General features: G+C 67.2%; 18 protein-coding genes and 1 pseudogene. 9 read left to right on the forward strand and 10 right to left on the reverse strand.

Features of this window, described 5'->3' with window-relative positions; all coding sequences use genetic code 11:
• Positions 1-17: 17 nt before the first annotated feature.
• From AB0L57_RS21825 to AB0L57_RS21840, 4 genes are all read right to left on the reverse strand, one after another.
• Positions 18-797, reverse strand: coding sequence for an NADH-quinone oxidoreductase subunit C (locus AB0L57_RS21825; protein WP_364964984.1), 780 nt, complete (start codon positions 795-797; stop codon positions 18-20).
• Positions 794-1,348: an NADH-quinone oxidoreductase subunit B family protein gene (locus AB0L57_RS21830; protein ID WP_364964987.1), complete on the reverse strand. Its 555-nt coding sequence runs from the start codon at positions 1,346-1,348 to the stop codon at positions 794-796. The genes AB0L57_RS21825 and AB0L57_RS21830 overlap by 4 nt, the downstream gene beginning before the upstream one ends.
• Before the next feature lie 100 nt (positions 1,349-1,448).
• Positions 1,449-1,829 (reverse strand): NADH-quinone oxidoreductase subunit A, encoded by a 381-nt coding sequence (locus tag AB0L57_RS21835; RefSeq protein ID WP_364964989.1) that lies wholly within the window; start codon positions 1,827-1,829, stop codon positions 1,449-1,451.
• 357 nt (positions 1,830-2,186) lie between these two features.
• Positions 2,187-2,597, reverse strand: a complete 411-nt coding sequence (locus AB0L57_RS21840; RefSeq protein WP_364964992.1) for a hypothetical protein — start codon at positions 2,595-2,597, stop codon at positions 2,187-2,189.
• 228 nt (positions 2,598-2,825) lie between these two features.
• Between AB0L57_RS21840 and AB0L57_RS21845 the strand changes: the two genes are divergently transcribed.
• Positions 2,826-3,254 carry a CBS domain-containing protein gene (locus AB0L57_RS21845; RefSeq protein ID WP_364964995.1) on the forward strand — a complete coding sequence of 143 codons (429 nt, stop codon included), beginning with the start codon at positions 2,826-2,828 and terminating at the stop codon, positions 3,252-3,254.
• A gap of 744 nt (positions 3,255-3,998) precedes the next feature.
• Here AB0L57_RS21845 and AB0L57_RS21850 read toward each other — a convergent pair.
• The 4 genes from AB0L57_RS21850 to AB0L57_RS21865 all read right to left on the reverse strand — a co-directional run bounded on the left by AB0L57_RS21850 (position 3,999) and on the right by AB0L57_RS21865 (position 7,507).
• Complete coding sequence (locus tag AB0L57_RS21850; RefSeq protein ID WP_364964998.1) at positions 3,999-4,982, reverse strand: aldo/keto reductase; 984 nt, start codon at positions 4,980-4,982, stop codon at positions 3,999-4,001.
• A gap of 116 nt (positions 4,983-5,098) precedes the next feature.
• On the reverse strand, positions 5,099-5,545 hold the full coding sequence (locus AB0L57_RS21855; protein ID WP_364965000.1) for a MarR family transcriptional regulator: 447 nt from the start codon (positions 5,543-5,545) through the stop codon (positions 5,099-5,101).
• A gap of 248 nt (positions 5,546-5,793) precedes the next feature.
• Positions 5,794-6,504: a YoaK family protein gene (locus AB0L57_RS21860; RefSeq protein ID WP_364965003.1), complete on the reverse strand. Its 711-nt coding sequence runs from the start codon at positions 6,502-6,504 to the stop codon at positions 5,794-5,796.
• 46 nt (positions 6,505-6,550) lie between these two features.
• Complete coding sequence (locus AB0L57_RS21865; RefSeq protein ID WP_364965005.1) at positions 6,551-7,507, reverse strand: patatin family protein; 957 nt, start codon at positions 7,505-7,507, stop codon at positions 6,551-6,553.
• A 202-nt stretch (positions 7,508-7,709) separates the two neighbouring features.
• On the opposite strand from AB0L57_RS21865, the gene AB0L57_RS21870 reads away from it, so the two are divergent.
• The gene (locus tag AB0L57_RS21870; RefSeq protein WP_364965008.1) at positions 7,710-8,153 is read left to right on the forward strand and encodes an NUDIX domain-containing protein; all 444 of its coding nucleotides are present in this window, start codon (positions 7,710-7,712) and stop codon (positions 8,151-8,153) included.
• On the opposite strand, the gene dinB is transcribed toward AB0L57_RS21870, so the two are convergent.
• Positions 8,139-9,362 (reverse strand): DNA polymerase IV, encoded by a 1,224-nt coding sequence (dinB, locus tag AB0L57_RS21875; protein WP_364965011.1) that lies wholly within the window; start codon positions 9,360-9,362, stop codon positions 8,139-8,141. The two genes, AB0L57_RS21870 and dinB, sit on opposite strands and share 15 nt — an antisense overlap.
• 95 nt (positions 9,363-9,457) lie before the next feature.
• On the opposite strand from dinB, the gene AB0L57_RS21880 reads away from it, so the two are divergent.
• The 3 genes from AB0L57_RS21880 to AB0L57_RS21890 all read left to right on the forward strand — a co-directional run bounded on the left by AB0L57_RS21880 (position 9,458) and on the right by AB0L57_RS21890 (position 10,733).
• The gene (locus AB0L57_RS21880) at positions 9,458-9,793 is read left to right on the forward strand and encodes a transposase (RefSeq protein ID WP_364965014.1); all 336 of its coding nucleotides are present in this window, start codon (positions 9,458-9,460) and stop codon (positions 9,791-9,793) included.
• Between the two features lie 203 nt (positions 9,794-9,996).
• On the forward strand, positions 9,997-10,542 hold the full coding sequence (locus tag AB0L57_RS21885) for a hypothetical protein (RefSeq protein ID WP_364965017.1): 546 nt from the start codon (positions 9,997-9,999) through the stop codon (positions 10,540-10,542).
• On the forward strand, positions 10,539-10,733 hold the full coding sequence (locus tag AB0L57_RS21890; RefSeq protein ID WP_364965020.1) for an integrase core domain-containing protein: 195 nt from the start codon (positions 10,539-10,541) through the stop codon (positions 10,731-10,733). Before AB0L57_RS21885 ends, AB0L57_RS21890 begins: the two co-directional genes overlap by 4 nt.
• A 53-nt stretch (positions 10,734-10,786) precedes the next feature.
• On the opposite strand, the gene AB0L57_RS21895 is transcribed toward AB0L57_RS21890, so the two are convergent.
• Positions 10,787-11,275 (reverse strand): MarR family transcriptional regulator, encoded by a 489-nt coding sequence (locus tag AB0L57_RS21895; RefSeq protein ID WP_364965022.1) that lies wholly within the window; start codon positions 11,273-11,275, stop codon positions 10,787-10,789.
• A gap of 78 nt (positions 11,276-11,353) precedes the next feature.
• Here AB0L57_RS21895 and AB0L57_RS21900 point away from each other — a divergent pair, with 78 nt between their 5' ends.
• The 4 genes and pseudogenes from AB0L57_RS21900 to AB0L57_RS21915 form a co-directional block, all read left to right on the forward strand.
• Positions 11,354-11,743, forward strand: coding sequence for an antibiotic biosynthesis monooxygenase family protein (locus AB0L57_RS21900; RefSeq protein WP_364965025.1), 390 nt, complete (start codon positions 11,354-11,356; stop codon positions 11,741-11,743).
• Positions 11,744-11,848: 105 nt separating this feature from the next.
• Positions 11,849-12,283: a DUF4267 domain-containing protein gene (locus AB0L57_RS21905; RefSeq protein ID WP_364965027.1), complete on the forward strand. Its 435-nt coding sequence runs from the start codon at positions 11,849-11,851 to the stop codon at positions 12,281-12,283.
• Positions 12,284-12,323: 40 nt separating this feature from the next.
• The gene (locus AB0L57_RS21910) at positions 12,324-12,758 is read left to right on the forward strand and encodes a DUF2871 family protein (RefSeq protein ID WP_364965030.1); all 435 of its coding nucleotides are present in this window, start codon (positions 12,324-12,326) and stop codon (positions 12,756-12,758) included.
• Between the two features lie 252 nt (positions 12,759-13,010).
• Positions 13,011-13,357: pseudogene (locus AB0L57_RS21915) on the forward strand (phenylacetate--CoA ligase); the annotation flags it as partial.

The raw sequence follows: 13,357 nt of genomic DNA on the forward strand, positions 1-13,357 counted from the left end.
TGTTTCGGTGTCCTTCATCAGCTGTATGTCCTCCGCTGGTCCGGCGGCGGTATCCGCGCGCCCTTGTACTCGACCGGGATCCCGCCGAGCGGGTAGTCCTTGCGCTGCGGATGTCCACGCCAGTCGTCGGGCATCATGATCCGGGTCAGCGACGGATGCCCGTCGAAGACGATGCCGAAGAAGTCGTAGGTTTCGCGCTCGTGCCAGTCGGTGGTCGGGTACACCGCGAACAGCGACGGCAGATGGGGATCGTCGTCGGGAACCGACACCTCGATCCGCACCCGGCGGTTGTGGGTGATCGACTGCAAGTGGTACGCCGCGTGCAGTTCACGCCCGGTGTCGTCGGGGTAGTGCACGCCGTCCACTCCGAGACACAGCTCGAACCGCAGCGCGGGATCATCGCGCAGGGCTCGTGCCAGGGCGAGCACATGCTCGCGCCGCACATGCAGTGTCAGTTCCGCCGCGAAGACGACGATCTTCTCCACCGCTGCCCGGAAATCCTGTTCGCCCAGCGCGGTGCGCAGCGCGTCGACCACCTCGTCGAACGGTGATCCGTACGGCGGCGGGGTGCCACCGGGAATGCCCACCGTGCGCACGAGCCGGCCGTATCCGGAGGTGTCACCGGTGCCCCGGATGCCGAACATTCCGTGACGCACGCCGATGATCTCGTCGTCGGGGGCGCCGGTGGTGGGCGGCGCCGGATCCGGCGAGGCGCCGGATCCGGTTGCCGCGGTGTCGTTTCCGGATGTGTCGCTGTCGGGAGGATCCCCGGCGTTCCTGGGTGTGTCCACGGTCATCGCAGCAGCCCCTTCATCTGGATCGTCGGGGTGGAGGCGAGGGCGGCGGCCTCGGCGGCACGCACCGCCTCGGCGCGATCGACGCCGAGCGGCATCTGCTGAATCTTGTCGTGCAGCGTCAGGATCGCGTGCAGCAGCATCTCGGGCCGGGGCGGGCAGCCGGGCAGGTAGATGTCCACCGGCACCACATGATCCACCCCCTGGACGATCGCGTAGTTGTTGAACATGCCACCGGAGGAGGCGCAAACCCCCATGGCCAGAACCCATTTCGGCTCGGTCATCTGGTCGTAGACCTGCCGCAGCACCGGAGCCATCTTCTGGCTGACCCGCCCGGCGACGATCATCAGATCGGCCTGTCTGGGCGAGGCGCGGAACACCTCCATACCGAACCGCGCGCTGTCGAAACGGCCCGCGCCGGTGGCCATCATCTCGATCGCGCAGCAGGCCAGCCCGAACGTGGCGGGCCACAACGACCCCTTACGCAGATAGCCGGCGAACTGTTCGACCGTGCTCAGCAGGAAACCGCTGGGCAATTTTTCCTCGAGCCCCATCTCGGATCTACTCTCACTTCCGTGTGCGAATCCTCGGTCCCGGCTGTTGCCGGGACGACGGGTTGGGTGTGTGGTGCCGGGCCGCTGTGCCCGGTCGCGTTCAGTCCCAGCTCAGGCCGCCGCGCCTCCACTCGTAGGCATAGGCCACCGAGACGTTGAAGATGAACAGCGCCATGGCAGCCAACCCGAAGACGCCGAGGGCATCGAAGTGCACCGCCCACGGATACAGGAACACGATCTCGATGTCGAAGATGATGAACAGCATCGCGGTGAGGTAGTACTTCACCGGAAAGCGTTGTCCAGCAGTGTTTCCGGGCCCGCCGCCGATGGCGTGCGGAGTGGGCTCGATACCACACTCGTAGGCCTCGAGTTTGGCGCGGTTGTAGCGCTTGGGGCCGACCACGGCCGCCAGCAACACCGAACCCAGCGCGAACGCGGCAGCGATCGCGCCGAGCACAAGAGTCGGCACCTGGGTATTCACAACGGCACAACCCCTCTCCCTCGCCGGCAATTGCCGAGGCGGGGCTGACATCGTCGTCTGCCGGGCCAGTCTCACCCCGGGGCGCAGCTCGCCAGGAGCGCGGGCGACAGGCGGATGGCAGGGCGGCCACTCATATCCAGACCCGCGATCATGTGAGCTACAGCACAGCCTACAACCGCTCTTTATTAATGCTCCCGGTTCCGCCCCGGTGTTTGATCGAATTCGCAACTACCACTTATGACAGAAACGACGTAATGGGCGCCCCGCGTCCGGGCGCGGCGCGGCGAAGCCGACGGGGGTTCGCACATGCCGCGACGGCCGGCCGACAGAGGTCGACCGGCCAGGGGAAATTCGAGGTCAGGCGGCGGGACGCGGGGCCAGGGCGGCGGTGACGGCCGCGGTGAGTTCGAAGGGGTCCAGTGGGTGGGCGACAGCGGCCTCCGCGCGGGACCAGGCGGCCAGCCAGACATCATCGGCACGTCCGGTCAGCACGACGATCGGCGGGCAGTCGGTGATTTCGTCCTTGAGCTGTTTGGCCAGGCCCAACCCACCGGTCGGCGCCGCTTCGCCGTCGAGGATGGCCAGGTCCACGCCGCCGGTGTCGAGTTGCTCGATCACCACCGGCGCCGTCGCGGTCTGCTGATAGTCGAACCGTGGCAGATCGGGATGCGGGTTTTTACCCAGCGCCGAGATGACCTGATCACGAGTGTCGGCATCGCTGCTGTACACGAGCACCCGCAGCGCCGCGGGACGGTTCACATCGGACATGAAGGGATGTTACGTCGGCGAATGCCGCCCTGGTGGCAGCTCGGGCGGCACCGGTCCACGCGCCGGGCGTGGCGCGGTCGCGGGGACTTCATCGCACGGTTGACCATCCCGGACGGAATCTTTGCTGGTCAATGGCGCGCAAACGCGAGATCCTGGTAGTCGGCGGTAGTCCTGGGGTGGGCGGTCGCCGGGCAGGGCGAAACAACGACAGGCACAGGGCGGTGCACAATGCGAATTTCGGAGGTTCTACGCAACAAGGGTGGCGAGGTGGTCACGATCGAACCGACCGCGACCGTGGCGCGGCTGCTGGCGGTGCTCGCCGGGCACAATGTCGGCGCGGTGGTGGTGCGCGGTGCCGGCGGAACGCTGGACGGGATCGTCTCGGAGCGCGATGTGGTCAGATGTCTGCATCGAAAGGGTGCTCCGTTGCTCGATCGGCCGGTCTCGGAGATCATGACAGCCATCGTGCACACCTGCTCACCGCAGGATCGGGTGGAGAGTCTGCGGGCGACGATGACCGAGCACCGGATCCGCCATCTGCCGGTGATGGAGCGAGGCCGGATGGTCGGCATCGTCAGCATCGGTGACGTGGTCAAGAGCGCGATCTCGGAATTGCAGGACGAGCGTCGACACCTCGAACAGTACTTGCGCGGCTGACCCGGTGCGGGGTCGTCGGCTCCGAATCAGGTCGGAATCAGGCCAGACCCCACGCCTGCAACAGGTAGGTGACGTTGGCGGCGAGCGAGGTCACGGTATTGGCCAGATTGAGCACGGCGGAACCGGCGTCGAGGATCGGCACGGGGAGAACTCCATTTCTCTTGGAACCAAGTGCTGCCCAACGGTAGGGCCGGAGCGCGTGGGCGGCAATGTGGGCATTGCGGCTGCCCGGATGCCGGACGGTCCGTTCGTGGGTTCCTGATGGATTGGGGCCGTGAAGCTTTCGCCTGTCCTCCGGTACCGGCTCGGCCGGGTGGCCGATGGTGCGGGTGTGGCAATTCACAGTGGGAATCAGAGGTGTTCCCCGTCGCTCGAACCCGTTCTCGCCGCGTTGCCGGGGACGCCTTCTCGCACGGCGACCGGAAATTCATCGGTTCGTGACCACGAAAGCTGTTGTACCGAACGAGTTTCCGAGGCAGAATTCAGGGCTGGCGGTTCGTTCGGAACCACGAGGTCGCTGGTGCCGGCATCGGTGTATCGGGTGGGATTCGAGGCGTGCGCAGTCCCTCGGAGCCCACCGCCCGGCTTGTGCGCTGTGGAGGTGTTCCGAACGGCCGCCGACCAACCAACGGGGCCGTGCCGACATCGGTCGTACCGAAATGCGCTGGGGCGCAACGATATCGGTACGACCAGCGGGCCGGAACGGATTCCGGCCCGCTCATCGCGTCGGGAGGATCCCCTTCCCTACTTGCCGGCGGCGCGAGCCAGGTGTTCGGGGTATCGGGCCCCGACGAAGGCCGCCGCCGGCGCCGCGGCGTCGATACGGGCCAGATCCGCCGCGCTGAGCTCGATGTCGACGGCCGCGACATTCTGCTCCAGGTAGGTGCGGCGCTTGGTCCCCGGAATGGGCACCACGTCCTCGCCGCGGGCCTGCACCCAGGCCAGCGCGAGCTGACCTGCGGTCAGACCCTTCTCCTCGGCCATCGCGCGCAGTTCGGCGACGACGGCGAGGTTGCGGTCGATGTTCTCGTCGGCGAAGCGGGGGAGTCCGCGGCGCATGTCGTCGGCGGGCAGATCGGCGGTGGAGGTGATCGCGCCGGTGAGGAACCCGCGGCCCAGTGGCGAGAACGGCACGATACCGATGCCGAGTTCGCGGCAGGCGGGGGCGACCTCGGCCTCGATGCCGCGGGTCCACAGCGACCATTCGCTCTGCAGCGCGGTCACCGGATGTACCGCGTGCGCGCGGCGGATGGTGTCGGCGGCGGCCTCGGAGATGCCGAGATGACGCACCTTGCCGGCGGTGACCAGGTCGGCGAGTGCGCCCCAGGTCTCCTCGATCGGCACGTTCGGGTCGACCCGGTGCTGGTAGTAGAGGTCGATGTGGTCGACCCCGAGGCGGCGCAGCGACTCGTCGCAGGATCGGATGACGTACTCGGCGTCGCCGCGTGCGCCCATCGAGCCGCCCTCACCCCAGACGATGCCGAACTTCGTCGCGAGCACCACGTCGTCGCGCCGCCCGGCGATGGCGCGGCCGACCAGTTCCTCGTTCGCTCCGGCGCCGTAGACGTCGGCGGTGTCGAGCAGCGTGACACCGAGATCGAGAGCGCGATGGATGGTGGCGATCGATTCCTCGTCGCTGTCGCGCACACCGTAGGCCTGGCTCATGCCCATGCAGCCGAGTCCCTGTGCGCCGACGGTCAATTCACCGAGTTTCCTGGTCGCGTTCATGCGAGCCGTCCTCCTGAAGGTGGCATCGGATTGGATCGTGAGGCATCGTTGCCGTGCTCACCGCGATGACGCTACGACCTGGAGCGCGCTCCAAGTCAAGCGTCTTTCGGCGTACCTCAGTCGTCGAGCCGCTCGATCAGGATCGCCAAGGCTTCGCCCAGTGCCCGTCGGTGTTCGGGCCCCAGATCGTCGAGCGCATCGGCGAAACGCTGAATACGAGCCGAAGTGAGCCCGTTGACCAGCGACTTCGCCGGCTCGGTCGCGGTCAGCAGCTGAGCGCGACCGTCCGCGGGATCGGGGGTGCGTTCCAGGTACTCGTACTTCTCCAGACCGGAGACGATCCGGGACATGGTCGGTGCGGTGACGTGTTCGGTGGCGGCCAGATCGCCCAGGCGCATCGGCCCGCACCGCACGAGTGTGCCCAGCGCCGCCGCCGATCCGGGACTGAGCGCGCCGATGTCACCCGAACGACGCAGCAGCCGGGTCATCCGGCCGAGTGCGAGATACAGGTCGGCGGCCTCGGCGAGCTCCTCGGCGCTGCGCGTGCGCTCGTCATGAGTCATCCGATGCCGCTCCTACGCCTGTCGCCGTGCCGCCGACGGCCGGGCCGGCGACGATATCCGATGTAGCAAGTATGCCCGGCCTGCCCATGACCTCCGTGACGGCCCGGCCGCACCGAGGCGAGCCGGTCAGCCGGTACTCGGATGCGCCGATCGCTGGGCCGCTGATTCTGCGGTCGATGGACAAGCACCCCGAAGCGCGCGAATGAGCAAGCGGCGCACCGTCATCCGGACTGCGTGGGCCTCCGCGATCATTCCTGGGGGGTCTGGCGCCGAACCCAGCTCAGGTCGGCCCGCCAGGTGTAGGCGGCCACGATCGCCGACGCGATGACAGCGGCGTACAACATGTCACCGCCTTCCACGACCAGGCTGACCAGTCCGCCGATCAAAGCGCCGAGAACGAACGACAGCCACTGCACCGCATAGCCCAGCCATTCGCGGTGCGTGCCGCCGGCGAGGTGCCGCTCCACACCCTGAGCGAGTTTCACCAGGGTTCCGGTCACATAGGTGACCGGGATCGACACCTCACCGTTCTTGACGAACGAGGTGTTCAGCGAACCCATGGCGAAGGCGACGAACAGAATGGGGATCAGGCTCAGGTCCGCCTCACGCTCGTAGGCGGCGGAATCGACGACGGCGGCCACGGTGAGAGCGGCGGTGGCCAGCATGGTCGCGCCGTGCGGATGATTGCGCCACCAGTGCCGCCGGCACAGCGATGCCACCAGCACGCCCGCCAGAAACGACACGATCAGTGTGAACGCGCCGAAGGCGAGGGTGTGGTCACCGAGGAATCCGCCGATCACGGCCCGCTCGGTGTTACCGGTCATGAACGTGACGAAATAGCCCTCGGAATGGGTGTAGGCGGCGGCGCCCACGAATCCGGCGAGGATCAGCAGGGCCGAGGCCAGCCTGGTCTCCAGATTCCAGAACGGCTCGGGGGAGTCTTCGGAGTTCGGAGTCACGGGCAACAGCCTAGCAATACATGCATGCGCGTGCATGTATCGAGGGTTACACGCTGATGCTGTCCGGACGGTCGCCGGTCTCGGACTGGTTCGGCGGGTCGAGGTGGCGGCCCAGCGCCGCCACCGTCGCGCGCCGGCCGACATCGAGAGCCTGCAGAAGCAGGGCCGGGTCGCGCGCGACCCGGCCCACGGTCGGCGCTCCCAGCGGCGGGCGGATCTGCAGAATTGTCGGATCGGCGGCGGTGGGTTGCTCGTCGGCCGCGAACTGGGCCGACCGCACCGACCAACTCTCGGCCAGCGGACGGCCGTAGCGGCCGAGGGCGCGCCCGACGACCCGGCGCTCGAATGCCGAAGGCGAGCTGGGTTTTTCGTCGGCACGTTTGGTGCGCAACACCACGATGTGGGTGGCGCCCTGGGCGCGGGCGGTGCGAATCGGCACCGACTCCGACAGTCCGGCATCGACATAGGGACGACCGGCCATGGTGACCGGCCGACCGGCCAGCACGGGCATGCACGTAGTGGCCCGCAGCGCGCGCTGCAGGGATGCGACGTCGGTGATGTGCGGGCGCAGATCGACCGCGCTGCCGTCGGTGATATCGGTACCGATCGGATGGAAGGTCACCGGATTGTCGAGAATCGCGGCGAAATCCATCGGGACGACGCGCTCGTATACGGTGTGCACCAGGTAGCGCGTATCCACCACCCGGCCGCCGCGCAGTGCCCGCAGCGGTGAGATCACCCGCCGCACCACATCCGAATGCCAGGCCCGCTCGGCCCGGATCGCCCGCCCGCACAGCAGCCACGCGCCGTTCAGCGCACCGGCCGAGGCGCCGTATACGGCATCGAAACACCGCAGGATTCCGAGTTCCTCCAGGCCCATGGCCATACCGTGCGAATAGGCGCCGCGCGCAGCACCGCCCTCGATCGCCAGCGCCAGCCGGGCGCCGTCGCGATGTTCGCCGGCGGGTGTGCCGGCCCGATGGCGTCGCGCAATGAGATCCATGGGGCGTACGAGGGGCTGCGCACTGTCCGACATCGCACCACACTTTCCGACCGGTGAGCTGGGTTCGTTCTATCACGTCGTCGCGTGGCGGTCGCGCCGAGTGGTGTCCGGGTGAGCTGCGTCGTCCGGCGGCCGAAAGGGGGCGCCCCGCGTGCCGGTGCATCGTTGCCGCCTCCGGGCGCTGACCCATTAGGCTGAGCGGATGCGGATCCAGCCGGCACGGCGGCTCATCGACACCGTGGCGTGGGTGCTGATCGAGGACGGGCGGATTCTGTGCGCGCGCCCGCGCGGTAAGGACGAGTTCTATGTCCCGGGCGGTAAGCGTGAGGGCGCGGAAACCGATCTCGAAACGCTCGTGCGCGAGATCGATGAGGAGCTGACCGTCGCGCTGCTGCCCGAATCGGTTCGGCACATCGGCACCTATGAGGCCGAATTGCCCGGTGCCGCAGCGATTTCGGTGCGCATGGCCTGTTACAGCGCGGAGTATGCCGGCACGCTCGCTCCGAGCAGTGAGATCGCCGAACTGGCGTGGTTCGGCTCCTGGCAGCGCGCGGAGGTACCACCGGTCGATCAGCTGTTGTTCGACGATCTGGTCGCGCGCGGACTGCTCCCGGTGAATTCCGCACCGCGGTCAGTCGGGCAGTAGCGGGACCGACAGACCCTCACCGCGTCCGAGCAGGGCGGCGCGGGTGACCGTACCCGCGCCGAAGCGGTCGCGCAGGGCGTCGAGGGTGGCGTCCAATGTGGTGTCGGGGCGGGTGTCGAGCGGCAGCATCAATTGCCGCGGGTCGGTGTTCTGCAGGTTGGTCAGTGCCAGCCCGATCAGTGTGAGACCGCGTTCGTCGATGAGCGGCTGTGCCGTGGCCAGCAGCGTGCGTGCCGCGCCGAGGATGGCCCGGCCGTCGTCGGTGGCGGCGGCCAGGGTGTGTGAGCGGGTGGCGCGGCCGAAATCGGCGAATCGCAGGCGCAGGATCACCGTCCGGCAGATGCGCCGGGCCGCGCGCAGCCGATGCCCGAGCCGGTCGGCCAGTCCGTGCAGGTACGCCTCGATCTCGTCCGGTGTGCGCGAGCGGGTGCCCAATGCGCGCTGGGCACCGATCGAGCGGCGGCGCCGGCCGGTGTCGACCCGCCGCGGATCGCGCGCCCAGGCCAGTGCGTGCAGATGACGACCGGCCGCGCGGCCGAGCAGGCCGCACAGGTCCGTGGGATCGGTGTCGGCCAGCTGGCCGATCCGGGTGATGCCGTGCTCACGCAGCGTCCGGGCGGTGACCTCGCCGACGCCCCACAGGCGTTCGACCGGTAGTGGATGCAGGAACTCGAGTTCGGCATCGGGCGCCACCAGGAGCAGTCCGTCGGGTTTGGACACCGCGCTGGCCACCTTGGCGAGGAATTTGCTGCGGGCCACCCCGACCGAGATGGGCAGGCCCACTTCGGCGCGCACCCGCGCGCGCAGGGTGGCCGCGATGTCGACCGGCGCACCCGAAATGCGGTGCAGCCCACTCACATCCAGGAACGCCTCGTCGATCGAGATGCTCTCGACCTCGGGCGTGGTGTCCCGGAAGATCTCGAACACCTCCCGACTGGCCTGCGAATAGGCCTTCATTCGCGGGGGCACCACGATGGCATGCGGACACAACCGCAGGGCCTGCCGGGCGTTCATCGGCGTCCGCACTCCGTACGCCTTGGCCTCGTAACTCGCCGCGAGCACCACGCCTCCACCGACGATCACCGGTTGCCCGCGCAGGTGCGGAGTGTCGCGCTGTTCGACCGAGGCGTAGAAGGAGTCCAGATCGGCGTGCAGAATCGCCGCCCGTTCACGCGGCGGCGGCACCTGCGCCTGATCGAACTCGAACACGTGTTCGATGGTAATGCATTCTAGCGAGTCACACTTCTTGGCAGGGTTGCTCGGTTTACGCTCCGGGCACATCGAGCCAGGAAGGAGCCGATCCGGTGGCGAGGTCACGGCGGTTGAAGATCCCGGTCGAGGACAAGGTTCGAGTCGTGTTGTCGGTGCTGTCCGGAGAACTGAGCGCCGCGGAGGCCGCGCGGCGGCGCGGGGTGAGTACGGCATCGGTCGGCAAGTGGAAGCAGGCGTTCCTGGAGGCCGGGACCAAGGCCCTGGACGAGGTGCCCGCCGGTCCGGCGCAGGGCACGCCGGAGCAGCGGCGGTTGCGGATGGAGAACGAGCAGCTGGCGCTGGCGCTGGCGGAGGCGACGGTGCAGTTGCGGGTGTGGCACGGTGCCGCGTTGGTGGATCAGGTCCCTTCGCTGACCTCGAAGCCCTGAGAGCGGCAGAGGGACTGCCGGTTTCGAGGTTCGCTCGTCTGACCGGCATCCCGGAACGCACCTACCGGAGGCGGTTGGCTCGGCTCCGTGCGGGTGACCCACCGTATGGTCCGTGGCCGTCACCGAAGGTCGACCGGTGCGAACCGATCGCGGCCAAATACGCCGAGGAATGGCCTGTATGGGGCCATCGCAAGATCGCGGCATTGATGCGTGCCGACGGCCACGAGGTCTCCACCTCGACGGTGCAGCGGGCCCTGCGGCGGCGCGGGTTGCTGCTGCCGCTCGGGTATCGCGCCGACCGCAAGTCGTGGGCAATGCTGCGGCGCAGGGTGTTCCACGATCCACCGACGCACCGCAACCGAGTCTGGCAAACCGACTTCAGCGAATTCGAAACCACAGGCGGCGGGATCTGGCGGATCTGCGCGGTGATCGACTACGCGACGAAGTATTGCCTGGCCATCACCGTGACTCCGACCGCTCGCGGCGCCGACGCGCTGGCTTGTCTGCGGCTCGCGGTCACCGAGGCCGAGCGCGTCCTCGGACTCGACGATCTGCGTGTCGATCGCGGACAGGCCGAGGCCCTCGGTCCGGCCGGCGAGTCGCTGGGCATGACACCGGCACCGATCGCGTGGTGTCGGACAACGGTCCCTGCTTTCGTGGCGAGGTGTTCAAGACCGCGTTCGACGGGCCGGACCCGCTGCTGCGGCACGTCCGCACCCGGGCTCGGTCCCCGCAGACCAATGGGGTGATCGAGCGGTTCTTCGGCACGTTGAAATACGAGCACTTGTTCCGAGGTGTCATCACCGATGGGGATGCCCTGGACATGGAGGTGCACCGATTCCGGGTCATCTACAACACGATCAGGCCGCACCAGGGGATCGACGACCGAGTGCCTAGTGCGGCCTTCGACGACTGCGACCAGCGAAAAATCGCTGGATAAGCGGCATTATCGCTCACTCGGTCGTGCTGAAGTCAGCCATCGGCGAACTGCGTTCACTGCGGTTCTCGGCGTGCACGGCGCCGTCGTTGCAGGCCGGGGTGTATGCCAGCCGGGAGTTCGGCGTGCGCAGCGATGCGATGGAGCAGCGGAAGGAGCAGCGCTCGCTCGGACTCCTCGAGTGGTGCGAGGGTTTCCGCTTCCAGTGCGTCGGCCTCGGATTGAATCGCCGCGAGCGCCTCGCGTGCTTGATCGGTGAGGTGGACCGCGTGCGCGCGACGGTCGACAGGGTGCTGGCGCCGGGTGACAAGTGCGCGCGTCTCCAGCTCGTCGACGAGTCCGACCATCGCGTTGCGGTGCACCCGCAGTAGATCCGCTAGTTCCTGCTGACTGCGTCCATCCGCTACCGCCAGGTGTCCCAGGACCGCGAAGTGAGCCGGGTCCAGATCCAACCGCGCCAGCTGCTCGGTGAACCGGTACGCCACGTGATGACCGATCTGCGACAACAAGAAGACCGCGCGCGAGTCCAACCGCTGGTTCACCATGCTCCCACATTAGCAACCCAAGATGATTGCCAGATAACAGTATTGACATCTAAAAGTATTGTCACTTAACTTGACAATATGATGTCTACGGCCAAGCCCACCGTTCCCACGACTCCGAGAGTCCCTGCCACCGACGCCCCGGTCACCGTGATCAACACGATGTCGGTCCCTGCCGCACAGCGGGACCTGTTCCTGCAACGCTGGCGCGATAGCGCCCAGTACATGGCGGCCGCGGCCGGTTTCCGTCGAACCCGGATGTTCCAAGCAGTCGGCGAAGCGGCCGAGGCGGTGTTCGTCAACGTCGGGGACTGGGACAGCGGCACCGCACTGGGCAATGCCCTCGCGACACCGGAATGGCGTGAGCTCACCCTGCGGATGCAGGACGGCCTCGACCTCACCGCACGGCCGATGATCTGCCACCTCACCCTCGAGCTGACAGCGGGCGAAATGCTGAGCGCCGATCGCTGACCGAGGATTTCGACGCCCGGCCGCGCAGACCCGGCCGGTCATACCCCCGAGGCAGGGCCGAATGCCTTGCCGGGCACCAGATCTCAATCTCGCAGGAGCACAACCATGTCGCGCAAGACCCTCACTACGGTCCTGGCCACCGCCGTCGTTCTGTTCACCTTCTACCTCGCGATCTCGTTCATCCTGACCCCCGGGAGCGCCGCCAAAGGCTTCGGGCTGCCGAACATTCCCGCCGGCGACGGCAGCGGCTTTCTCATCGTGAAAGGCTGCCGCGAGCTCGCGATGGGCCTGGGGACAGGCGTCCTGCTGGTGACCGGCCAGCGCCGCGCCCTGGGCTGGGTCGTGCTGATGACCGCCGCTGCCCCGGTCGGCGACATGATCAACGTCCTGGCCCACCATGGCTCCACGGCCACCGCGCTCTGCGTCCACGGCCTGACCGCGGCGCTGATCGCCGTCACCGGCCTGTTGCTCCTTCGCGAAACCACGGCACCCGAGACCCAGCAGCTCGCCGTCCCCGCATCCGCCGCCCAGACCGCCTGACATCGGCACGCCCACAACATATTTCGCTAACGAGGACTCGATGAAACAGCTCTACTGGGCCGCCGTCGGCTACACCACACTGGGTTTGCTCTCAGGCCTGCTCTACCGCGAACTCACCAAAACACGCCAGTTCACCGGCAAAACCGAACTAGCCGTGGTCCACACCCATCTACTGACGCTGGGAACACTGTTCTTCCTGATCGTCCTGGTACTCGAACACCAACTCGCCCTATCCAATACCCGCACCTACCGCTGGTTCTTCACCCTCTACAACGCCGGGGTGCTCTGGATGGTGGCGTGCATGACCCTCATCGGCGTCCGGACCATCCTCGGAGTCGGTGAATACCAGCTGCTGTCGCACCTGTCCGGCGGAGCTCACATCCTGCTGACGATCGGTTTCGTGCTGTTCTTCCACACCGTCTACCAGGCCATCACAGCACGTGACAAGGAGGTGGTTTCCTCCCGATCCCAGTAGCGCGATCCCGCACGACAGGCGCCTTCACGCGATCCCAGAAGCATCCTCAATTCGGCATTACCGAGCATTCTCAGGTGATCTCGCCAGCCGTGGCGTCAATCCTGCGATCGGCGAGATCCTGCCAAGATCTTGACTCAAGACAGCATATCGGTGAGTTCGGCGGCCGGGCATCACGAACGCACGGCGATGAGCGATGACGGCACACGCCCCTGGTATTTGCTGACTTCAGCACTTGCTGCACTACCAGGAGCCAACTACCCGTTCGGTATGTTCGCGGTGCCTCGCAACGAGGTCAGCCGAATCCATGCCTCCTCCGGGACCGCGGGCAGGCCGACCGTTGTCGGCTACACCCGGCGTGATCTGGACAACTGGGCGGACCTGATCGCCCGCAGCCTGCGCGCCGGCGGGGTGAACCCCGGTGATGTGGTTCATGTCGCCTACGGCTACGGGTTGTTCACCGGGGGATTGGGTGCGCATTACGGTGCCGAGCGGCTCGGGTGCACCGTGGTCCCGATGTCCGGTGGCATGACCGAGCGTCAGATCCAGATCATCGAGGATTTCGAGCCCGACGCGATCATGGTCACTCCGTCCTACATGTT

It is taken from the genome of Nocardia sp. NPDC052254 (genome assembly GCF_040679495.1).
Classification (GTDB): Bacteria; Actinomycetota; Actinomycetes; order Mycobacteriales; family Mycobacteriaceae; genus Nocardia.